Here is a 20,444-nt window from a genome sequence, read left to right on the forward strand (position 1 = left end):
ACCAAAAGGCCAGGTTCATCCGAAAGGCGGCGCGACGAGATCGCCGCCGGTAACACATAGCACCTTGAACAGCGTACCCATCGCGGCCGGACCTGCCAGCCGCTCGACGGCCGCGCGGATCGCGTCCTGTGCGGCAGCGTTGCCTGCGCCCAGCCGTCCGGCCCGTTCAAGCAGACCGAGTGCCAACAGGAAATCTCCTTGCGTCCAGATCGCCGAGGCGTGGGCGCCATTCGCTTCCGCCGTGCGGGCAAGGGCGGCGAAATCGACATGGACAGTCAAATCCGCTTCGCCGGGATGGGCGAGCGGATCATCGAACTGATGTCGTCTCAGTGCCTGCAGCGTGTCGCCGAAGCCGCTTTCGGCGTGGCCGTAGTCGATGGCGAGAAAGGCGCCGCCAAAGCGCTGCAGCCGGTCTGCCAGCGTTGCCATGATGGCTGCGGAGATCGCCGCCGTCTCGATCAGGGATCCCTCCGGCGCGGTATCGTCGGCGCCATCGAATTGAGCGTTCGGTCGCAGGCCGAAGACGAGTTGCCCGTCGCTGGCGCCAACCATTCGTTCGGCCCATCCGTCGCGCATGCGCAGGAACTGCCGGACCGGCAGGGCATCGAACAGTTCATTGGCGATGACGATGGCGGGGCCATCGGGCAGGGCTTCGACGGTATCAGCCCAGTCAACCCCATGGCTGGCCAAGGTGGCTTTCTGGATTTCGCGCAGGCGCTCGCTCGTCTCGACCAGCACGATCGACGCCGCCTGCTCAAAACCGGGCGCGACCTGCGCGGCGCGCAGCGCGTCCGCCATCAGCGTGCCTCGGCCGGGCCCGATCTCCGCCAGAACGAAGCGGGAGGGGCTTCCCATCCGCTGCCAGGTCGTGACCGCCCAGAGCCCGAGCAATTCGCCGAACATCTGGCTCACCTCGGGCGCGGTGACGAAATCTCCTGCCGCGCCAAAGGGTTCGCGCGTCGTATAGTAGCCGAACTCGGGGTCGCCGAGGCAGGCGGCCATGTAATCGGCGACGGTGATTGGCCCGAAATTCTCTATGCGGCGAACCAGCTTTTCGCCGAGCGGAGTCATGCGGCGGCGACCGGCCGACGCGAGGCGACGACGAGCAGGATGATGCCGGCAATCACCAGCGGCAGCGACAGCAGCATGCCCATGGTCAGGCCGCCCGAGAAATAGCCGATCTGGATATCCGGCTCACGGAAGAACTCCGAGAAGATGCGCGCGAGTCCGTAGCCAATGGCGAAGATGGCCGAGACGAAGCCCGGCTGGCGCAGTCGCAACTGCTTGTGTGTGAGGAAGCGCAGCACCAGGAACAGCACGAGGCCCTCAAGTGCGGCCTCATAAAGCTGGCTCGGATGGCGCGGCTGTCCATCGGCGTTCGGAAAGATGAAGGCCCATGCGACGTCGGTCGGGCGACCCCACAGTTCGCCGTTGATGAAATTGGCGATGCGGCCGAACAGAAGTCCAAAGGTCACCGAAGGCGCGACGACGTCTATCAGCGACCAGGTCGGGATTTTTCGCGAGCGGGCGAACAGAATCATGGCGATGACCGTACCCAGGAAGCCGCCATGGAACGACATGCCGCCATTCCAGACCTGGAGAATCCGCCACGGTTCTGAAAAGAACAGGCCGAAATCATAGAAAAGCACATAGCCGAGACGGCCGCCGACGATGATGCCGAGCGTTGCCCAAACGACAAAGTCGTCGATGTCGATCGGCTTCATCGGCGCGCCGGCGGGGCCCCAGAGCGCCGCATTGCTGACGAGGCGCTTGGCGTACCACCAACCGATCAGGATGCCGACGATATAGGCGAGCGCGTACCAGCGGATCGCGAAGGGGCCAATCTCGATCAGGGTCGGATCAATGGCCGGGAAAGGCAGGGCGAATAGCATGAGGCGCTCCGGCAGTCGGTCGGGCGGCATTGGTGCGCTGATCCGGGGGGAAGGGTCAAGTCCGGGCGTGCGCGACCCCTCGACACCTTGTTCGCCGGGGCTCACACAACCATACTAGAAGGAAGATATCCTTTCCCCGGAGGCTGCCCATGAACACGACCCCGAACCGGTTGTTCGACGAATTCGCCAAGCTGATGACCGACGCCGCCGGCATGGCGCAGGGCGTCAAACGTGAGGCCGAAACCGTGATGAAGCATCAGGCCGAACGCCTCTTTGCCGACATGGACTTCGTCAAGCGTGATGAGTTCGATGTCGTTCGCGAGATGGCGCAGAAGGCTCGGTCCGAGAATGAGGCGCTGGCGTTGCGCGTGGCCGAGCTGGAAGCCAAGCTCGCCGTGCTGACCCAGGGCCACATCGTCGCAGCGCCCAAGACCGACGAACACTAGGGCAGCACCCGAGCGCTGTTGGTCTGGACACCTCTAGTTTTATCCGGGTGATATTTACATTCTAATATTGCCCGGATAAAAAGGCCGTTCTCATGCGGCCGCTCCATGACGGTCGCCTTCAGTTTCGACATTGGGAGCGGATCAATGGAACGCGAAGATCGCAAGGCTGCGATTTCGGCTTACAAGAAGCGGGAAGACGCCGTCGGCATTTATGCCGTCCGCTGCATCGCCAGCGGACAAGCCTGGGTCGGCAGGGCCCTCAACCTCGACGCCATCCAGAACCGCCTCTGGTTCACGCTTGATCACGGCAGCTGCACGGCAAAGAGCCTGCAGGCCGCATGGCGCGAGCATGGGCCGGCCAGCTTGACCTTCGAGGTGCTGGAGCGGCTGGAGCCGGAAGAAACCGCCTATATACGCGATGCGATCCTGAAGGAGCGCCTTGCCCATTGGCGAGCGACGTTGGGCGCGGAAGCTGTTTGAATGATCGACAAAGAAAAACGGCCGGAGAACTCTCCGGCCGTTTTTCTTATTCAGGCTGGATTTTGGGATCCAGCGAAGTCGATCAGGCCGAGACCTTGGCGCCCTGCACGAGATCCGTATAGGCCTGCATCAGCGAGGCCGAGATCTTGCCCGGCGTGAACTTGAATTCGCCGATCTCGGAGACGGGCGTGACTTCGGCAGCGGTGCCGCACAGCCAGCACTCGGAGAAAGTCGACAGCTCTTCCGGCAGGATCCGACGCTCGATCACTTCGATGCCCTGCGCCTTGGCAAGGCCGATGACCGTCTGGCGGGTGATGCCATTCAGGAAGCGGTCAGCCAGCGGCGTGTGGATGACACCGTCCTTGACGAAAAACACGTTGGCGCCGGTCGATTCAGCGACATTGCCTTCCCAGTCCAGCATCAGCGCGTCAGCATAGCCGCGATCTTCGGCGGCATGCTTGGAGATGGTGCAGATCATGTACAGGCCGGACGCCTTGGCGAGCGACGGCGCGGTGCGCGGATCGGGACGGCGATACTTGCCCCAGTCGAGACGGATGCCCTTCAGGCGCTCGGCCGGCGTGAAGTAGGACGGCCATTCCCAAGCGGCGATGGCGACGTTGATCTTGTTGTTGTGGGCGGAGACGCCGAGCGCCTCGCTGCCGCGCCAGGCGATCGGACGCAGATAACCGTCGACCAGACCGTTCTTGGCGAGCGTCGCCTTCGACGCCTCATCGATTTCCTCGACCGTGTAGGGGATCTTGAAGTCGAGGATTTCGGCCGAGTGGAACAGGCGCTCGGTATGCTCGCGCAGCTTGAAGATCTCGCCGCCATAGGCGCGCTCACCTTCGAACACGGCGCTGGCATAGTGCAGGCCATGGGTGAGTACGTGAATCTTCGCGTCCTTCCACGGAACGAAGGATCCGTTCATCCAGATCCAACCATCTTTCTGGTCGAAGGGAAGCGCGCTCATTTTCCTCACTCCATATCGGCCGCCGGCTGCGGCCGCGCCCTGTTGGCGTTGATTTGCTGCCTATTTCTCGCGCCGATTGGGCAAAGTAAAGCCAGAACCGGCAATGAGTTTTTTGCGCCGCTTTGAAACAGTCGGTAATGTGCCGGTCGAAACGCGATCGCGCGAGCTGTTCGCGGGAAGGGAAACGGCGGGCGCGTTCGATCGTTTCGTCGCAGCCACTCATCAGGTAACAATCGAACCAAAATATGTCAATATGGCTGACATAAATTTCGTGACCGATTCGAAGGGACCGGCATCCGTGCAGCGCGACGAGCCCGTGACCACACCGCTTTCGATTCAGGAACAGCCCGAACTCGTCCTGATCGAGCTTCTTTTCTACGCTTACCGTGATTTCGTGTCGGATCCGGATGTCGTGCTGGCGAAGTTTCAGTTTGGCCGTGCTCATCACCGCGTCGTCCACTTCGTCAATCGCCATCCCGGCATGCGTGTTGCTGATCTCCTCGATATCCTGAAGATCACCAAGCAGAGCCTTGGGCGTGTCCTGAAGCAGTTGATCGATACCGGCTATATCGAGCAGGTGCCCGGTCCCATCGACCGTCGCCAGAGGCTTCTCTATCCGACAGCCAAGGGCAGGGCGCTTGACCAGCGTCTGACCGAGCCGCAGGCGGAGCGGATTCGTGCCGCGCTGGCGCCGCTCGGACCGGAAGGGCGTATCGCTGCAGAACGTTTTCTTCGGTTGATGATCGATCCGGCCGAACGGGATAAGGTCGCCCAGATGATCGAGCAGTGATGCGCGTGGAGCAGTCTTGATGAGCGATATGGCAGCCGCCCCCCTGGCAGATGATGCGCCGCATCTTCTCGTCATTGACGACGATGCACGCATTCGCACGCTGCTGTCGCGCTATCTGCGGGACAATGGCTTTCGCGTCGACGTGGCTGCCAATTCGGCCGAGGCGCGGACGCGGTTGGGCGGTCTCGCCTTCGATCTTCTCGTTGTCGATGTGATGATGCCGGGCGAGAACGGGCTCGACCTGCTGAAAAGCCTGCGCGAGACGATGGAGGTGCCGATCCTGATGCTGACGGCGCGCACCGAGCTGGAGAGCCGGATCAAGGGCCTGGAACTGGGCGCCGACGACTATCTCGGCAAGCCGTTCGAGCCGCGCGAACTTCTGTTGCGGATCAATGCGATCCTGAAGCGCGGTACCGCGCCGACGGCGCCGTTGATCGAGCAGGTCCGCTTCGGTCCTTTCACCTTCCATATCGGACGTCGCGAACTGCGGCGCGGGCAGGAGACGATCCGCCTGACGGACCGCGAGCGCCAGATCATGGCGGTGTTTGCCGAAACGCCGAACGAGACCGTGCCGCGCCTGTCGCTGCTGGCCGAGGACGAACCGGCCGGCGAGCGCACCATCGATGTGCAAATCAACCGTCTCCGCCGCAAGATCGAAGTCGACCCCGCCAATCCGCTGTTTCTGCAGACGGTGCGGGGCATCGGCTACCGGCTGGTGACGGAAGCGTGACGAGATCCCGCCAGCGCATGACGGCCGGACGGATTCGGACCTGATGGATAAGCGCCCGCATTCTTTTCAGCGCAGCCGCGCCACCGGCGGCTGGACCGAATGGCCGGCTGTGGCGGCACTGCGTCGACTCGCTCGGTCGCCGGCGGTCAATACGATGCGCCGCTGGGCGCGACGGGCCGAGCCCGTCGTCGACGCGGCGCTGGTGCCCTATCGCTTTATCGGCAGGCGGCTGGCCGCGGCCATGCCGAAGGGCCTCTATGCCCGCGCGCTGATCATCATCATCACGCCGATCGTCATTCTGCAGTCGGTCGTCGCCTTCGTCTTCATGGAGCGCCACTGGCAGACGGTGACGCAGCGCCTGTCGGCGGCGACCGTCCGCGATATCGCGGCCATCGTCGAACTGATCGATACCTATCCCGCCGATCCGAATTTCACCCAGATCATCCGCATCGCGCAGGATCGTCTCGGTCTGACCATTTCGGTGATCCCCAACGAAACGCTGCCGCCGGCAGCGCCAAAGCCGTTCTTCTCGCTGCTCGACAATGCGCTGTCGCTGGAGATCGGGCGGCAGATCAACAAGCCGTTCTGGATCGATACAGTTGGTCGTTCGAACCTCGTCGAGATCCGCATCCAGCTTGGCGACAAGGTTCTTCGCGTACTCGCCCGCCGCAGCCAGACCTATGCGTCGAATTCGGAGATTTTCATCTTCTGGATGGTCGGCACCAGTCTTGTGCTGCTCACCATCGCGATCGCCTTCCTGCGCAACCAGATCCGCCCGATCCAGCAACTCGCCGACGCCGCCGAAGACTTTGGAATGGGGCGCGAGACGACCGAATTCAATCCGCGTGGCGCACGTGAAGTGCGCCGCGCTAGCGCCGCCTTCATGGAGATGCGCCACCGGATCGAGCGGCAGATGGAACAGCGCACGACGATGCTCGCCGGCGTCAGTCATGACCTGCGCACCGTGCTGACGCGCTTTCGGCTGCAACTGGCGCTGCTGAAGGAAACACCCGACGTCCGCGCCATGCGTCGCGACGTCGACGACATGCAGCGCATGTTGGAAGGCTATCTGGCTTTTGCTCGCGACGATGCGGATGAGCCGACGGCTGCGACCAACATCGGGGCGCTCCTTGCGGAAGTGGCGGACAATGCCCGCCGCGTCGGCCATGACGTGTCGCAGGATTTCCGTGGCGACCCGATCGTCAGCATCCGTCCCAACGACTTCAAGCGCTGCCTGTCCAACCTTGTCATGAATGCCTGCCGGCACGGCGAGCATATCGAGCTGCACGGCGTGCATACGGACGGATGGCTCATCATCCATGTCGATGATGACGGCCAGGGCATTGACGAGACCGAGCGCGAGGCGGTGTTCCGGCCGTTCTACCGGCTCGATGAGGCGCGTAACCTGGACGATAGCGGCACCGGCCTCGGCCTTCCGATCGCGCGCGACATCGCCCGTTTCCACGGCGGCGATGTCACGCTTTCCGATGCGCCCGGTGGCGGCTTGCGCGCCACCGTTCGCATTCCCGCCTGATCTGCTCAGGCGCCGGGCTGGAGGCGGATACGCGTGCCCCACGGGTCGAGCAACTCGCGCTCTGCCGTGATGCCGGAGCCCGCCAGGGTCACATAGGCTAGGCCGCTGCGCTCGGGATCGCGCGGGCCGGCGCCACGGCTTTGCCAGTGATTGGCGCCGATATGGTGGTGATAGCCACCGGACGACAGGAACGAGGCGCTCGGCATCGTCGTCACCTCATCCAGGCCGACCTCGGATTTCCACCAGTGCGCCGCTACCGACGCTTCGCCGACGCGCAGATGAACATGGCCAATGCGCAGGAATTCTGGGGCGCCGCTCCAGCGTCCGGGATGCTCGCCGAGCGAGGCGACGATCGCGTTGACGTCGAGCGGGTCGGTCGCCATCCGCACGTGCGTGCCCTCCCAGGTCCATTCCTCGGTCGGGCGGTCGGCGTAGATCTCGACGCCATTGCCTTCCGGGTCGGTCAGGTAAAACGCCTCGCTGACCAGATGGTCGGCCATGCCGTCGACGGGCAGCCGGCTTTCGCTCGCATGCAGGACCCAGCGCGCCAGATCGGCGCGGGTCGGCATCAGGAAGGCGGTATGGAACAGGCCTGCCTGGCGCGTGTCATCGGCCGGTGCGCCGCGCGGCTGCGGTTCGATCACCAGGAACGGGACGCCGCCGGCGCCCAATGTGACGGTTCCGGATGCGCTGGAGATCGTCTCCAGACCGAGGATCGTCCGGTAGTAGTCGGCAACTTTCTCGACGTCATGCGCCTTGAGGCCGACCCTGGCAATGTGGATCGGGCGTGTCAGGGCGAAGGGGAGGCCGGCTTCGGTCTGGGCGGTATCGGAGCTGCTCATGGTGTCAGAACCTCTGGTTGATACCGCTAGATAGGCGCATCCGACGCTGCCGGACAGGCGCGCTCAGGTGAACACACCTTCCAAGCGTCGGACACTCCGCGTCAGAAAAGGCGTCCGCCATCCGGTACGGCCCGCTCGACGGCGGTCAGCACGACGTCGCCATCCGCATCCGGCATGCCGAGCGTCAGCACTTCCGACATGAAGGGGCCAATCTGGCGCGGCGGGAAATTCACCACCGCCATCACCTGGCGGCCGATCAGTTCGTCCGGCTGGTAGTATTTGGTGATCTGGGCCGAGGACTTCTTGCGGCCGATCTCCGGGCCGAAGTCGATGATCAGCTTGATCGCCGGCTTGCGGGCTTCCGGGAAGGGGGCCGCTTCGACGATGGTTCCCACCCGGATGTCGACCTTGAGGAAATCGTCGAAACTGATTGTCTTTGGTGCCGGCGCGTCCATGTCGTGTCTCCGCTACAGTCCTGAACGGGTAACACGACAGCGCGTCCGGTCAAGCGGCGGGTGCGTCGGCTTCCGGCTTGGCTGAAGGCTTCGACCGGTGGCGGTCGAGCTTGCTGCCGACGCGGCAAAGGATGTCGGCGGCGCGGTCGGTGCGACGTGACCAGGTCTCGGCATGCTCCAACGCCCGGTCGACCGCCGCCATCGTCTTCGACAGATCCGGGTCGGCATCCTCACGCCAGACCGGCAGGATGCGCGCCATCATCAGCACGAAGCCCTGCGCGCGGGCGGCACCGCGCAGGCCGCCGGAGGAAATGCCGGCGCCGGCCAACATGAAGCGGGCGGTATCGAGCGCGATGCGGTTCAGGCAGAGCGCCAGTCCGGGATCGCGCCGGGCAGATTCGGCGAGGTGGCCGACTGCGGCGCGATGCGGCGCCATAAAATCGAGGCGCTTCATGATCAGGTCGAACAGCCGGTCGCGTCCTGTCTCCTCGGGCGATACGTCTTCGATCGTATCGAGGACGGCGCGGTCGATACGGCGCATGAAATCAGCCAGAACCGAGATCTTGCCGTCATAGGCGTCGCGCAGATCGCCGAGCGAAACGCCGGCGCGCGTCGCGATGTCGCCGAGGCCGATTTCGGCAAACGGCTTCTCGGACAACAGCGCCAGCAGCGCATCGACAATCTTGGTCTTCGTCTTCTCGGTCGCCATGATCGGATCTCCTCTATGCCCTCTATCTAGGGATGCGTCGTGGCGGAGACGAGGCCGATCAGCCGGCTAGTTCTTCGGCGCGACGCTTGGCGGCGGCAACAGCGCGAACCATCAGCGGTCCAAAGCCGTCCTCGGCCATCAAGACATCGAGCGCGGCGGCGGTGGTGCCGCCGGGCGAGGTGACGTTCTTGCGCAGCACGTCGGCCGGCAGAGGCGACTGGTTGAGCAGCTCGCCGGCGCCAACGATGGTCTGGCGGGCGAAACGAGCGGCGAGCTCCGGTGTGAAGCCAGCCTCGATGCCTGCCGCCGTCAGTGTTTCTGCCAGCAGGAAGACGTAGGCCGGGCCGGAGCCCGAAACGGCCGTCACCGTGTCGATCAGGCCCTCTGTCTCAACCCAGCCGAATTCGCCGACCGCCTGAAGCAGCGCGCCAACGAGATCGCGATCTTCTGTGGTGACAGCCGGATTGGCGAAGGCGCCAGTCATGCCGCGTCCCACCTGCGCCGGTGTGTTCGGCATGGTGCGGACGATGGCGCCGCCAAGGGCAGATTCCAGCGTCGCGATCGGGGTTCCCGCCGCAATTGAAATCGTCACCGTTTCAGGCCCGATCAGGTCGCGCACGGCCGGCAGCGCCGCGCCCATCATCTGCGGCTTGACCGCGAGCAGCAACACGCGGGCGGTTACGCCGGCGGGAGCGCTCGTTTCGTGCCTGACGCCATGAGCCGCCAGCAGCGCCAGCGTTTCCTCGGGCGGCTTCGGGTCAACGACGATCGCCGCTTTTGGATCCAATCCCCCCGCGAGCCATCCGGTCAGCAGCGCGCCGCCCATCTTGCCGGCGCCGATGAGGATGATGGGGGAGGAGGGCGTGAGGGCAGAAAGGGACATGCGGGAGCGCTCGTTCTTTTGCAATGACGACGGTTGTCTCTACGCCGCGCCGGGCGTTCGCGAAAGTGCCGTCACGAGCGAAAGAGAGCCGATGAGGATCGGCGCTCGACGATGGCACGCCACAAGGAGCGAGCCAAGATCCGAAGGAAAGTCGGCGCGAGACAAAGCACGCGCCGAACTGGATTGATCAGGCTTCGCCCACCGTCTCGAACAAGACGGTTTCGAGTGCCTCGGCGGCCGTCTTGCCGGCCCAGACGACAAACTGGAAAGCCTGATAGTAGCGTTCGCAGCTTTCGATCGCGGTTTCGAGAAGGCCTTCGACCTGGGCGCTGTTCGGCTCGGCGCCACCGGCAAGCAGCAGCGTCTGTCGATACATGACGACGCCTTCCTTGCTCCAGAGGTCAAAGTGACCGATCCAGAGCTGCTCGTTGACGAGGGAAAGAAGGCGCATCACCTCGGTCTTGCGGGGATCCGTGACCTTGAGGTCAAAGGCGCAGGCGAGGTGAACGGCTTCCATGTCCTCCATCCAGGAGAAGGAGACATGATAGTCACACCAGCCCCCGGCAATTGAGATGGTAATCTCGTCGTCGCCGGATCGCTCGAAGCTCCAATCATTCAGACCGGCGATTTGCTCGATCATATCGACCGGATTGGATTGCCGGTCTTCGGTTTCGAAGTCGATGAGGCTCATGGCCGACCCTCGCGCTTGATCGGGGAAATACGCAACGCAACAAAACAACTGCCGACAGCAGATCTTCGGATCCAGCCCTTCCGTTGAGAAGGAACGGCCCCGCCCGACGCGGAATGACCGGTATCCTTGTGGAACTCAACGGCGGTGCTCGGCAGAGACGCGCGAATCTTCATTGGCTATCAGTATATAGGTAGCATCCAGATTTTCACGATGACTTTTCCTTCATGGAGGTGTCGGAATTGTGAGTGCCTGCGCAGCGGGCGTTCTTGTGAGCTCTCAGAACGCGCAAAAGCCGCCGGGCTGGCCGGCGGCTTTGTCGTTTCGCTCTCGATGGCGAGGGTCTGGAGGCTTTCACCGTTTCTCCGAAACGGCAACGTCCCCAGGCCCCTGCCTGGTCGCGCCTTCTTCACGCGAGCCGGCAGCACTTCGCTCGAAGCGCTCTAGCCCGGCTGAAGCTCAACGGCCTTCGGGCCCTTGCCACGCTTGTCCGGCTCGGTTTCGAACGTAATCCGCATGCCGTCATTCATGTTCGAAATGCCCGACCGTTCGACGGCTGTGACATGGACAAACACGTCCTTGCCGCCATCATCGGGGGTGATGAAGCCAAAACCCTTCGACGCATTGAAGAACTTGACCGTACCAGTCTGTCGCATCGCTGTTCCTTTCCCATTCCTCTGCATTCCGCCGACCGCTCCGCTCGGTCAGCGCACTCCAGGCACTCAGGTGTCGGGGAAAGGTCTCTGCGTCTTCTCGGTATCGTGCGGTGCTCGCGCTAGCCGCCCCACGGATGCCGTAGCATCCGACGCGCGTTTGTCCAGTCTCCGTCGGGTCCTTAGCCCGTGCGACGGAAACTATGCTTCAGCAATTACAGAAAATCAATGCCCGAGCTTCCCTTGCGTAATGTCATATGTTGCTTGGCAAGACTGCACGCCGAATGATCAATCTTCTATATGCTAGACTTAAAATAGGCGTGGCTTGGCAGATCGTCATTTTTCGCTGCGGCAGCTGACGCAACAACTCGAAACTCTCAGCCGCGACAAGAGCTTTGACGACATCACCAGAACGCCTGAATCGGAATTCAGTGCGTGTTGAAGGCTTGTTGCGGGCCATAGCCTGCGTTCGTCATCAATCTGGCATGAACGCTGCATATTGCAGTGCAGAGCGCCGATCGAAATCCCTAACGAAAAATTGACGTCACGCAGGGAACGGTTTGGCCTAAATCGCATTATATCTCACGATTATATCTATCGTGTTCGCAGGGCAGGGCGGAGATCAGGGATGTCAGGATTTAGCGCGGACAATCTGCTGGCGGCAGCAGCGGTCTGGGTGGCGATTATGTTGCCGAGCGCGGCTTTTGGCGACGACCCTGTCCAGTCGGGCGTCGAGACGCAGCGCTGCCAGGCACAGGAAGCTCAGGCGCAGTCGCAGGGCGTAATCCTGCAGGATGGCCGCATCGCGGCCGGTAGCGCGACCTGACCATCGCAAATATATCGGACGCGCTAGCTGACTGACAGAACCGATGTCGGCTGCTGCTTTGCCAGATACCACGATGCCAGGGCGATCAGCAGTGCGCCGACCGTGAGCGCGGCGCCCACCAGCGGTAGAGCGTCGTAGGGCGCGCCCATGGTGATGGCGAGGCCGCCAACCCAGGCCCCGCCGGCATTGCCCACATTGAACGCACCCTGATTCAACGTTGACGCCAGATTGGGCGCCTCGCCGGCGCATTCTATGACGCGCATCTGCAGCGGCGCGATCAGGATGAACATCACGCAGCCCCAGACGAAGACGCTGATGCTGGCCCCGATAACCGAGTGGCTGGTGTAGCTGAACTGCGCCAGCACGATAATCAACGCGGTGAGCGCGCCGATGATGGTCGGCATCAGCTTCCAATCCGCCAGTCTTCCGCCGATCAGATTGCCGATCGTGATGCCGACGCCGAAGAGCAGCAGGACCCAGGTGACCTGATTGGGCTGCATTCCGGTCACGTTCTGCAGGATCGGCGCGATGTAGGTGAAGCAGGCGAAGGTGGCGCCGGCTGCCATGACGCTGATCGCCATGGCCAGCCAGACCTGCAACCGCTTGAACACGGCAAATTCGCGCATCAGGCTCGGCGGCGCCGTTGCGCCCCGGTCCGACGGCACCCAGGCGACAATGGCCGCGACCGAGATCAGGCCGATGACGACGACGGCCCAGAAGGTCGAGCGCCAGCCGGCAATCTGGCCCAGCGCCGTCCCGCCTGGAACACCCAGAATATTGGCAAGCGTCAGACCGGCGAAGACCATCGCCATCGCGCGGGCGCGCTGGTTGCGCGGCACCAACGACCCGGCAACGACCGCGCTGATGCCGAAAAAGGCGCCATGGCCAAAAGCGGTGAACACGCGCGCCGCCATCAGCAACCCGTAGGTGGGCGCGATGGCGCAGAACAGGTTGCCGATGACGAACAGCATCGCCAGGCCGATCAGCGTGATCTTGCGCGGCAGTCGCGCGGTGGCGAGCACGATGATCGGGCCGCCGATGACGACGCCGATTGCGTAGCCGGTTATCAACAGGCCGGCGCTGGGGATCGAGACGTTGAGGCTGGCGGCCACTTCCGGCAGGAGGCCCATGATGACGAATTCAGTCGTGCCGATGCCGAAAGAGGCAATGGCCAGGGCGAAAATGGCGATCGGCATGGGAATTTCCGGCGGGAGGATTCAGAGTGGTCGCGAAGGCGCGTAACCATCGCGACAATGACCGCCGGCTTGTGCATTTTGCAACGCACAAATCGTCGGTCATTGCATTTTGCAATGCGTGTGCCTCAGGCGTGACAGTTGGCCCGAGGGGGATCGATCAGGTGATGGACGTGAACAGCCGGTTCCAGCGGATCGACCACGGCCACTTCCAGAATTCCCAGACGCGTGCGCCTTCCTCGATCGAGAAGAACACCCAGCGCGCCTTGCCCTCGACGTTCTCATTCGGAACGAAGCCCATCGACTGCATGTCGCGCGAATCCGCCGAGTTGTCGCGGTTGTCGCCCATCATGAAGAGGTGGCCCGGCGGAACCTCGTATTTCGGCGTGTTGTCGAACGAGCCGCGATCGCCCTCGATCTCGATGATCTGGTGCTTGACGCCGCTCGGCAGGGTTTCTTCGTAGCGCGGCGCCGAGATCGTATTGCCGAAGAAGTCCTTCGTCTCATACGGCTCGATCGGCTGGCGCTCGACCATCTTGTCGTTGATGTAGAGGCGGCCCTCCTGCATCTGGATCGTGTCGCCGGGCTTGCCGATGACGCGCTTGATGTAGTCGGTCGAGTTGTCCTTCGGACCCTTGAAGACGACGATATCGCCCTGGTTCGGCTCCGAACCCCAGATCCGGCCCTCAAACGGACCCATTCCGAACGGGAACGAGTAGCGCGAATAGCCGTAGGAATACTTGGAGACGAACAGGTAGTCGCCGATCTTCAGCGTCGGAATCAGCGAGCCCGACGGGATCTCGAACGGCTGGAATAGGAAGGTGCGCACGATCAGTGCGATGATCAGCGCTTCGGCGAAGACGCGGATGGTGCCGCCGAGACCGTCCTGGGACGACTTCTTCTTCTCGGCGATCTTCTTGGTTTCATCCATCATGCGACTTTCAGCCGATTGGGGAACCCGTCATTTAGGGGATGCGGGCCAAGGCGGCAACCAAAAGCCGCTTCGATCGAGGTGCCTGCGACGCTGCTGACGCGAGTGCAAGTATGTTTCGGTTGACGATGCGTCTTCCTGCGTCGGGGCTGACAATCGGCTCCAGGGTCGTCATATCTGCCGGGAACGGGCCGATCCTGGCTGCACTGCCTCGCTGCGCCCTGGAGGGGATAAAAATGGAATTCGGCATCTACACCTTCGGCGACAATATGCCCGACCCGACGACGGGCTCCCGGCTCGATCCGGTCGAGCGCGTCCGCAACCTGCTCGAGGAGATCGAACTGGCCGATCAGGTCGGTCTCGACGTCTTCGGCCTCGGCGAGCATCACCGTCCCGATTATCTCATCTCGGCTCCTGACGTGATCCTGGCCGCAGCGGCGGCGCGGACGAAGGACATCCGCCTGACCAGCGCCGTCACCGTGCTCTCGTCCGATGATCCGGTACGCGTGTTCCAGCGCTTCTCGACCCTTGATCTCGTCTCGAACGGCCGCGCCGAAATCATGGCCGGACGCGGCTCGTTCATCGAGTCCTTCCCGCTGTTCGGCTTCGATCTCGGCGATTACGACGCGCTGTTCGCGGAAAATCTCGAACTGCTGTTGCGGCTGCGAGACAGCGAGCGGGTCAGTTGGCAGGGCGGCCATCGTGCCGCCATCCACGATCTCGGCGTCTATCCGCGCCCGCTCCAGGATCCGCTGCCGGTTTGGATCGCCGTCGGCGGCACACCGCAATCGGTGGTGCGCGCGGCCATGCTCGGCCTGCCGCTGGCGATCGCCATCATTGGCGGTAACCCGGCCCATTTCCAGCCACTGGTCGAACTCTATCACCGCGCCGCCAAGGAGGCGGGCAGCAATCCGGCCAATCTGCGCGTCGGCATCAATTCGCACGGATTCATCGCCGAGAACTCGCAGGATGCGGCCGACATTGCCTATCCGCCATTCGCCGCGGTGATGACCAAGCTGGGCAAGGAGCGCGGCTGGCCGCCGACGACGCGCGGCCAGTTCGAGGCGCAGCGCCGCCTGCATGGCGCGCTTTTCGTTGGCAGCCCGTCCGAAGTCGCTGAAAAAATCCTCTACCAGCACGAGCTGTTCAACCATGACCGCTTCCTGATCCAGTTCAGCGTTGGCACGCTGCCCCACGACAAGATGATGAAATCAATCGAACTATTCGGCACCAAGGTCGTACCGGAAGTGCGCAAGGCATTGGCCGCCAAGGCAGGCGCGGTCGCTCCGACGCTGGGCTGACGATGTCATGCAATGTCCCCGCGACCGGTCTCCGGTGGCGGGGGCAAACGTTAACGCAGCCCACCTGCCAGTCGTGAAATCGATTCGCCGCGGCGCGGCGTCGGGGCGGGGCAGGGCGATCGGCCGTGACGCAGGGCGATGCAGGGAAAGTCAGTCTAAGGGCGGCTTTTCGCGCTTCTGTTGATCTTGCGCGGGTCTGCAACTCGAAATTTTTTGCAGGCCCTAACCCCCTCGGAATTCCTCGCCTTTTCCCCTTCAAAGGGTTAACGGGCGGGTCGTGGTTAACCACTCGTTAACCGGCGTGTCGCACAGATTGCTTAACAGAAGGCAAATCGCGACCGTGGCTACTCCCGCTTCCAAACAACGCGCAGCAATCCGGTTCCGGGGAAGGTCCTTCCTCGCCACCGTGCTGGCGCCCGAGCTTCCGCTGGCCGACTGGCTGGCAGAACTCGACAAGCTTTCCCGGCGTTCAGAGGGCTACTTTGCAAGTCGCCCCGTCATTCTCGACGTCTCCGGCCTCGCCATCACCAAGCGCGACTTCGCAGAGCTGCTTGCCATGCTCTTCGAACGCGAGATCAAGGTGATGGGGGTCGAAGGCGCCGATCCGTCCTGGCTCGGCTTTGGCATGCCGCCGTCGGTTAGCGGTGGCAAGCAGACAGAAATCCTGCACAAGCCTTCCGCCGAGCCACCCAAGAACAGCTTCGTCGACCGCGCGGTCCCGTCGCTGCTGATCGAGACGCCGGTCCGTTCCGGGCAGTCGATCATTTTTCCGCAGGGCGACGTGACCGTCATCGGTTCCGTGGCCTCCGGCGCGGAGATCATCGCCGGCAACTCGATCCATATCTACGGAACGCTTCGCGGCCGTGCGATCGCCGGTTCGACCGGCAATGCCGGGGCGCGGATCTTCTGCCAGAAATTCGAGGCCGAGCTGATCGCCATCGACGGCCTCTACCAGACTGCCGACGACCTGGATGCGAGCCTTCGCGGCAAAGCCATCCAGGCTTGGCTCGCAAATGACAAGATGAACATGGCGGCGCTGGCCTGAGCCAGCAAGGAGCAGAAGCAATGTCTCAGGTTCTCGTTGTGACATCGGGTAAGGGCGGGGTGGGCAAGACGACGTCCACCGCCGCCATCGGCGCTGCATTGGCCCTGTCGGGCCAGCGCGTGGCCGTCGTTGATTTCGATGTCGGCCTCCGCAATCTCGACCTCGTCATGGGCGCCGAGCGCCGCGTGGTCTACGATCTGATCAATGTCGTCCAGGGCGAGGCGAAGCTGCAGCAGGCGCTGATCCGCGACAAGCGGCTCGACACGCTTTATGTGCTGCCGGCCTCGCAGACACGTGACAAGGATGCGCTGACGGAAGAGGGCGTCGCCCGCGTCATGGAAGAGCTTCGCTCGCATTTCGACTGGGTCGTCTGCGACAGCCCGGCCGGCATCGAACGCGGCGCCATGCTCGCCATGCGCCATGCCGACGTCGCCATCGTCGTCACCAATCCCGAAGTCTCGTCAGTGCGCGATTCCGATCGCATCATCGGCATGCTGGATTCGAAGACCGTGAAGGCCGAGAAGGGCGAGTACATGGAGAAGCATCTCCTGCTCACCCGCTACGACGCAGCCCGGGCCGAGCGCGGCCAGATGCTGAAGGTCGAGGACGTTCTCGAAATCCTGTCGATCCCTCTGCTTGGCATCATCCCCGAAAGCGAGGCCGTGCTGAACGCCTCGAACGTCGGTTGCCCGGTGACGCTGGTCGACACCGACAGCGCCCCGGCGCGCGCCTATCTCGACGCGGCTCGCCGCCTTGAAGGCGACACCATACCGATGGTCGTTCCGACGGAGCGGCGCGGGTTCATGAGCAAGCTGTTCGGTCGGAGGGCTGCATGACGATATTCAGCTTCTTTAAGCCGTCTCGTTCTTCCGCGCCGGTGGCACGCGACCGGCTGCAGATCCTTCTGCAGCACGAGCGCGTCACGGCAGGGGCCAGCGACCTGATCGCCAAGCTCCGGGAAGAGATCCTCGGCGTCATCGCCCGCCATGTCGACATCCCGGCCGACAAGGTGCAGGTCAAGATGCAGCGCGGCGATGCCGTCTCCACGCTGGAGGTCGAGATCGAGCTGCCGAACCCGATCCGCCAACGGCGGAAAGAGGGCGCCGAGGCAGCGGCGTGAGACCCTGAAGCCGGCATTCGTGCCGGCTTTTTCATGTCCTGATGCACCGCCTGTGCCTGAGTCGCGACCTGGTGTGACGCTGCGTTATGCGGTTCGGCCGGCGACAAATGGATGGTGATAGCGTTGGCCGGGCATGAAATTTCGTTTTCACCGCATGGCGCCAGCGTTTTCTAGTTTTTCTTTTCTCGTGTCGAACAAATCTCTGGCGGCGGGAGCCGGAAATCAGTCACCCTGTGGTTGTGGGCCATGCAGGGGGAAGACAGCATGTTCATCTATATTCTGGCGCTGTTGATCGGCGTCGTCGCCGGTCTGCGCGCGATGACCGCGCCCGCGGCCGTCGCCTGGGCCGCCTATCTCGGCTGGATCAATCTCGATGGCAGCTGGCTCTCGTTCCTGAGCCATTGGCTGGCGCCGCTGATCCTCACCCTGCTCGCCATTGCCGAGCTGATCACAGACCAGTTGCCGAGCACGCCAAGCCGCAAGGTGCCGGTGCAGTTCGCGACCCGCGTCTTCATGGGCGCTGTGTGCGGCGCGGCGATCGGCTTTACCGGCGGAGCATGGGTCATCGGCCTGATCGCCGGTGCGATCGGCGCCGTCATCGGCACGCTGGGCGGTTATGAGGCACGCAAGAGACTGGTCGCAGCGACGGGCGGCAAGGATCTGCCGATCGCCTTGATCGAGGACGGCATCGCCATCGCGGTCGCGCTCTGGGTCGTCGCCTACGTCACCTGAAGGCGAGGCATGCTCTCAATAATGCGGCGGCGGCGGCTCGGGTAATCCGGGACGGCCGATCTGTTCGGTCGTCTCGCGCAACTGGTCGGTCAGCTGCGTGATCTTGCGGGTCAGGAAATCGATCTGCTTCCATTGCGCCGTGATCGCGCTGTTCAGGTCCTCGATCGTCTCGTCCTGATAGGCGATGCGGATTTCCAGCGCGTCGATGCGGCTCGCAAGAGCGTCCCTGGCGTCTGTGTCGGTCATCCGAGCCTTCCTTTGCCGTGTGCGTGCTGCCTACGGCCTGTCGGCTTTGAGCGCAAGGGCGTGGCGGTCCCCGGGCGCTGGGCTGGGCGCCTTCGCACAATGCGCGGCACGCTCCAGCAGCAGCTTTTGCTCGCGCAGGTTCCGGGTACGGGAAGCCGCCAGCTCGAAGTCGATCTTTGCCTCGGCAAGGCGGCCAAGCTTCATCAGCAGGTCGGCCCGCACGCTCGGCAGCAGATGCGAGGCGGCAAGTGCCGGCTCGTTCGCCAAGGGTTCGACGATGGCAAGGCCGGCCGCCGGACCGTCCGCCATGGCGACGGCAACGGCGCGATTGAGTTCGACCACGGGCGAGGGGGCGATCCGGCTCAGCTCCGCGTAAAGGCTCGCGATACGGCTCCAGTCGGTTTGTTCCGCAGTCGGGGCGCGCGCGTGGCAGGCGGCAATCGCGGCCTGCAGCGTATAGGTGCCGCGTGGTCCGAGCGCCTCGGCGCGGGCCAGCGCAGCAAGGCCCCGCCGGATCAGCAGGTGATCCCAGCGCGCGCGGTTCTGATCCATCAACAGCACAGGTTCGCCGTTGGGGCCGACGCGCGCGGCGAAGCGCGAGGCCTGGATTTCCATCAGCGCCACAAGCCCATGCACATCCGGCTCATTCGGCGCGAGCCCGGCCAGGATGCGGCCGAGGCGGATCGCCTCGTCGGCGATTTGCGGCCGGATCCAGTCCTCGCCGGCCGTTGCCGAGTAGCCCTCGTTGAAGATCAGGTAGATCACCTCGATCACGGAGGCGAGGCGCTTGGCCAGTTCGTCGCCGCGCGGCACTTCATAGGCAACATTGGCGTCGGCGAGCGTGCGCTTCGCCCGCACGATGCGCTGGGCGACGGTCGGCTCCGGCACGAAGAAGGCGCGAGCGATCTCGCCGGTCGAGAGGCCACCGATCAGCCGCAGCGTCAGCGCCACGCGCGCCTCGGCGGAAAGGATCGGATGGCAGGCGGTGAAGACCAGCTTCAGGAGGTCGTCGCCGATATCGTCGTCGAGCCGGGCTTCCAGCACCTCGACCACGTCGTCCTGGTCGATATCGCTGATATAGCCGATCTCGACATGCTTGCGGTCCTGCAACTGGCGATGGCGCAGCCGGTCGATGGCGCGGCGCTTGGCGGTCGCCATCAGCCAGGCGCCGGGATTGTCGGGAATACCGGATTCCGGCCAGTGCTCGAGGGCCGCGACCAGCGCATCCTGCGCCAGTTCCTCGGCCAGGCTGATGTCACGCACCATCCGGGCGAGGCTGGCGACCAGTTTCGCCTGCTCGATCCGCCAGACGGCGTTGATTGCCTGATGTGTTTCTGCCTGTGTCACGGCTGCGGATCAGGCCATGTCCTGTCCGCAGACGCAAGTCGTCGCCGATGCAAGATTTCGCAGGTGGCTATCGGGTTTCGGTCACGGTCTTGAGATTGGCGAGGCCGGTCTCGAAGTCGCGCCCGATCATCTTGTCCATGTCGATGAACAGGCCGATCACCTTGCCGAGAAAGGGCGTTGCGCCGTCCATCGACCAACTCACCCGGGTCGCGTCGCCATCCGGCTCCAGCGTGAAGGCGGCGACGTTGCGGGCCTCGAACGGCCGGGTGAAGGAGAGGTCGATCTCGACCCGCGACGGCGGCGAGGCGTCGGCGATTTCCATCCGGCCGGCGCCAACTTTGCCGGTGCCGCTCCATTCATAGACCGCGCCCTTGCCGCTGGTCGCGCCGGCGTAGCTGCGCTGCATGGTTGGGTCGACGGTTTCGTAGGGCGACCACTGCGTCCAATTATGGAAGTCGTTGATCAACGGGAAGATCTTGTCGGCCGGCGCCTGGATGCGCGCCTGGCGCTCCACGCGGAAGGTGTCGGGCCGGGTCGCCGCATAGGCAAGCACCGCTCCGGCCGCGACGACCAGCACGATCGCCGCGATGAGTATGACTTTGAGCATGATGTTCTCCGGGCGGGCGTGGGC

General features: G+C 63.6%; 25 protein-coding genes. 11 read left to right on the forward strand and 14 right to left on the reverse strand.

Annotated elements, in window-relative coordinates:
• Window positions 1–15: 15 nt before the first annotated feature.
• A complete protein-coding gene (locus OSH12_RS07090) occupies window positions 16–1,071 on the reverse strand; it encodes a class I SAM-dependent methyltransferase (protein ID WP_266342825.1) in 1,056 nt (351 codons plus the stop codon).
• Window positions 1,068–1,892, reverse strand: a complete 825-nt coding sequence (gene lgt, locus OSH12_RS07095) for a prolipoprotein diacylglyceryl transferase (RefSeq protein WP_266342826.1) — start codon at window positions 1,890–1,892, stop codon at window positions 1,068–1,070. Before lgt ends, OSH12_RS07090 begins: the two co-directional genes overlap by 4 nt.
• Before the next feature lie 149 nt (window positions 1,893–2,041).
• Between lgt and OSH12_RS07100 the strand changes: the two genes are divergently transcribed.
• Both OSH12_RS07100 and OSH12_RS07105 read left to right on the forward strand, forming a co-directional pair.
• On the forward strand, window positions 2,042–2,338 hold the full coding sequence (locus OSH12_RS07100) for an accessory factor UbiK family protein (RefSeq protein WP_266342827.1): 297 nt from the start codon (window positions 2,042–2,044) through the stop codon (window positions 2,336–2,338).
• 144 nt (window positions 2,339–2,482) lie between these two features.
• Window positions 2,483–2,818 (forward strand): GIY-YIG nuclease family protein, encoded by a 336-nt coding sequence (locus OSH12_RS07105; protein ID WP_266342828.1) that lies wholly within the window; start codon window positions 2,483–2,485, stop codon window positions 2,816–2,818.
• Window positions 2,819–2,900: 82 nt separating this feature from the next.
• Here the strand turns inward: OSH12_RS07105 and OSH12_RS07110 are convergent, their stop codons facing one another.
• The gene (locus OSH12_RS07110; RefSeq protein WP_266342829.1) at window positions 2,901–3,788 is read right to left on the reverse strand and encodes a branched-chain amino acid aminotransferase; all 888 of its coding nucleotides are present in this window, start codon (window positions 3,786–3,788) and stop codon (window positions 2,901–2,903) included.
• Between the two features lie 253 nt (window positions 3,789–4,041).
• Between OSH12_RS07110 and OSH12_RS07115 the strand changes: the two genes are divergently transcribed.
• The 3 genes from OSH12_RS07115 (at window position 4,042) to OSH12_RS07125 (ending at window position 6,842) form a co-directional block, all read left to right on the forward strand.
• The gene (locus OSH12_RS07115) at window positions 4,042–4,578 is read left to right on the forward strand and encodes a MarR family winged helix-turn-helix transcriptional regulator (RefSeq protein ID WP_266343343.1); all 537 of its coding nucleotides are present in this window, start codon (window positions 4,042–4,044) and stop codon (window positions 4,576–4,578) included.
• A gap of 19 nt (window positions 4,579–4,597) precedes the next feature.
• Complete coding sequence (locus OSH12_RS07120; protein ID WP_266342830.1) at window positions 4,598–5,308, forward strand: response regulator; 711 nt, start codon at window positions 4,598–4,600, stop codon at window positions 5,306–5,308.
• 154 nt (window positions 5,309–5,462) lie between these two features.
• Window positions 5,463–6,842: an ATP-binding protein gene (locus tag OSH12_RS07125; RefSeq protein WP_380223548.1), complete on the forward strand. Its 1,380-nt coding sequence runs from the start codon at window positions 5,463–5,465 to the stop codon at window positions 6,840–6,842.
• Window positions 6,843–6,847: 5 nt separating this feature from the next.
• Here OSH12_RS07125 and OSH12_RS07130 read toward each other — a convergent pair whose 3' ends face one another.
• The 6 genes from OSH12_RS07130 to OSH12_RS07155 all read right to left on the reverse strand — a co-directional run bounded on the left by OSH12_RS07130 (window position 6,848) and on the right by OSH12_RS07155 (window position 11,075).
• Window positions 6,848–7,684 carry a VOC family protein gene (locus tag OSH12_RS07130; RefSeq protein WP_266342832.1) on the reverse strand — a complete coding sequence of 279 codons (837 nt, stop codon included), beginning with the start codon at window positions 7,682–7,684 and terminating at the stop codon, window positions 6,848–6,850.
• A gap of 101 nt (window positions 7,685–7,785) precedes the next feature.
• Entirely contained in the window at window positions 7,786–8,139 is a 354-nt protein-coding gene (locus OSH12_RS07135; protein WP_266342833.1) for a tRNA-binding protein, read from the reverse strand.
• A 49-nt stretch (window positions 8,140–8,188) separates the two neighbouring features.
• Window positions 8,189–8,848 (reverse strand): TetR/AcrR family transcriptional regulator, encoded by a 660-nt coding sequence (locus OSH12_RS07140; protein WP_266342834.1) that lies wholly within the window; start codon window positions 8,846–8,848, stop codon window positions 8,189–8,191.
• Window positions 8,849–8,906: 58 nt separating this feature from the next.
• The gene (gene proC, locus OSH12_RS07145; RefSeq protein ID WP_266342835.1) at window positions 8,907–9,731 is read right to left on the reverse strand and encodes a pyrroline-5-carboxylate reductase; all 825 of its coding nucleotides are present in this window, start codon (window positions 9,729–9,731) and stop codon (window positions 8,907–8,909) included.
• Between the two features lie 187 nt (window positions 9,732–9,918).
• Window positions 9,919–10,422 (reverse strand): type III secretion system chaperone family protein, encoded by a 504-nt coding sequence (locus tag OSH12_RS07150; RefSeq protein WP_266342836.1) that lies wholly within the window; start codon window positions 10,420–10,422, stop codon window positions 9,919–9,921.
• Between the two features lie 440 nt (window positions 10,423–10,862).
• Window positions 10,863–11,075, reverse strand: a complete 213-nt coding sequence (locus OSH12_RS07155; protein WP_266342837.1) for a cold-shock protein — start codon at window positions 11,073–11,075, stop codon at window positions 10,863–10,865.
• 625 nt (window positions 11,076–11,700) lie between these two features.
• On the opposite strand from OSH12_RS07155, the gene OSH12_RS07160 reads away from it, so the two are divergent.
• Entirely contained in the window at window positions 11,701–11,898 is a 198-nt protein-coding gene (locus tag OSH12_RS07160) for a hypothetical protein (RefSeq protein ID WP_266342838.1), read from the forward strand.
• Between the two features lie 23 nt (window positions 11,899–11,921).
• Here OSH12_RS07160 and OSH12_RS07165 read toward each other — a convergent pair whose 3' ends face one another.
• Window positions 11,922–13,094, reverse strand: a complete 1,173-nt coding sequence (locus OSH12_RS07165; RefSeq protein ID WP_266342839.1) for an MFS transporter — start codon at window positions 13,092–13,094, stop codon at window positions 11,922–11,924.
• 157 nt (window positions 13,095–13,251) lie between these two features.
• The gene (lepB, locus tag OSH12_RS07170; protein ID WP_266342840.1) at window positions 13,252–14,025 is read right to left on the reverse strand and encodes a signal peptidase I; all 774 of its coding nucleotides are present in this window, start codon (window positions 14,023–14,025) and stop codon (window positions 13,252–13,254) included.
• A gap of 233 nt (window positions 14,026–14,258) precedes the next feature.
• On the opposite strand from lepB, the gene OSH12_RS07175 reads away from it, so the two are divergent.
• From OSH12_RS07175 to OSH12_RS07195, 5 genes are all read left to right on the forward strand, one after another.
• Window positions 14,259–15,323, forward strand: a complete 1,065-nt coding sequence (locus tag OSH12_RS07175; RefSeq protein WP_266342841.1) for an LLM class flavin-dependent oxidoreductase — start codon at window positions 14,259–14,261, stop codon at window positions 15,321–15,323.
• Window positions 15,324–15,663: 340 nt separating this feature from the next.
• The gene (gene minC / locus OSH12_RS07180; RefSeq protein ID WP_266342842.1) at window positions 15,664–16,368 is read left to right on the forward strand and encodes a septum site-determining protein MinC; all 705 of its coding nucleotides are present in this window, start codon (window positions 15,664–15,666) and stop codon (window positions 16,366–16,368) included.
• A 20-nt stretch (window positions 16,369–16,388) separates the two neighbouring features.
• Window positions 16,389–17,204: a septum site-determining protein MinD gene (minD, locus tag OSH12_RS07185; RefSeq protein WP_266342843.1), complete on the forward strand. Its 816-nt coding sequence runs from the start codon at window positions 16,389–16,391 to the stop codon at window positions 17,202–17,204.
• The gene (gene minE, locus OSH12_RS07190) at window positions 17,201–17,488 is read left to right on the forward strand and encodes a cell division topological specificity factor MinE (protein ID WP_266342844.1); all 288 of its coding nucleotides are present in this window, start codon (window positions 17,201–17,203) and stop codon (window positions 17,486–17,488) included. The genes minD and minE overlap by 4 nt, the downstream gene beginning before the upstream one ends.
• A gap of 264 nt (window positions 17,489–17,752) precedes the next feature.
• Window positions 17,753–18,220 carry a DUF4126 family protein gene (locus OSH12_RS07195; protein ID WP_266342845.1) on the forward strand — a complete coding sequence of 156 codons (468 nt, stop codon included), beginning with the start codon at window positions 17,753–17,755 and terminating at the stop codon, window positions 18,218–18,220.
• Between the two features lie 15 nt (window positions 18,221–18,235).
• Here OSH12_RS07195 and OSH12_RS07200 read toward each other — a convergent pair whose 3' ends face one another.
• The 3 genes from OSH12_RS07200 to OSH12_RS07210 all read right to left on the reverse strand — a co-directional run bounded on the left by OSH12_RS07200 (window position 18,236) and on the right by OSH12_RS07210 (window position 20,420).
• Window positions 18,236–18,466, reverse strand: coding sequence for a SlyX family protein (locus OSH12_RS07200; RefSeq protein ID WP_266342846.1), 231 nt, complete (start codon window positions 18,464–18,466; stop codon window positions 18,236–18,238).
• Between the two features lie 30 nt (window positions 18,467–18,496).
• Window positions 18,497–19,813, reverse strand: a complete 1,317-nt coding sequence (locus OSH12_RS07205) for an RNA polymerase sigma factor (RefSeq protein ID WP_266342847.1) — start codon at window positions 19,811–19,813, stop codon at window positions 18,497–18,499.
• Between the two features lie 67 nt (window positions 19,814–19,880).
• On the reverse strand, window positions 19,881–20,420 hold the full coding sequence (locus OSH12_RS07210) for an SRPBCC family protein (protein ID WP_266342848.1): 540 nt from the start codon (window positions 20,418–20,420) through the stop codon (window positions 19,881–19,883).
• Between the last annotated feature and the right edge of the window lie 24 nt (window positions 20,421–20,444).

The sequence above is a fragment of the Kaistia terrae genome, assembly GCF_026344005.1.
Lineage (GTDB): Bacteria > Pseudomonadota > Alphaproteobacteria > Rhizobiales > Kaistiaceae > Kaistia > Kaistia terrae.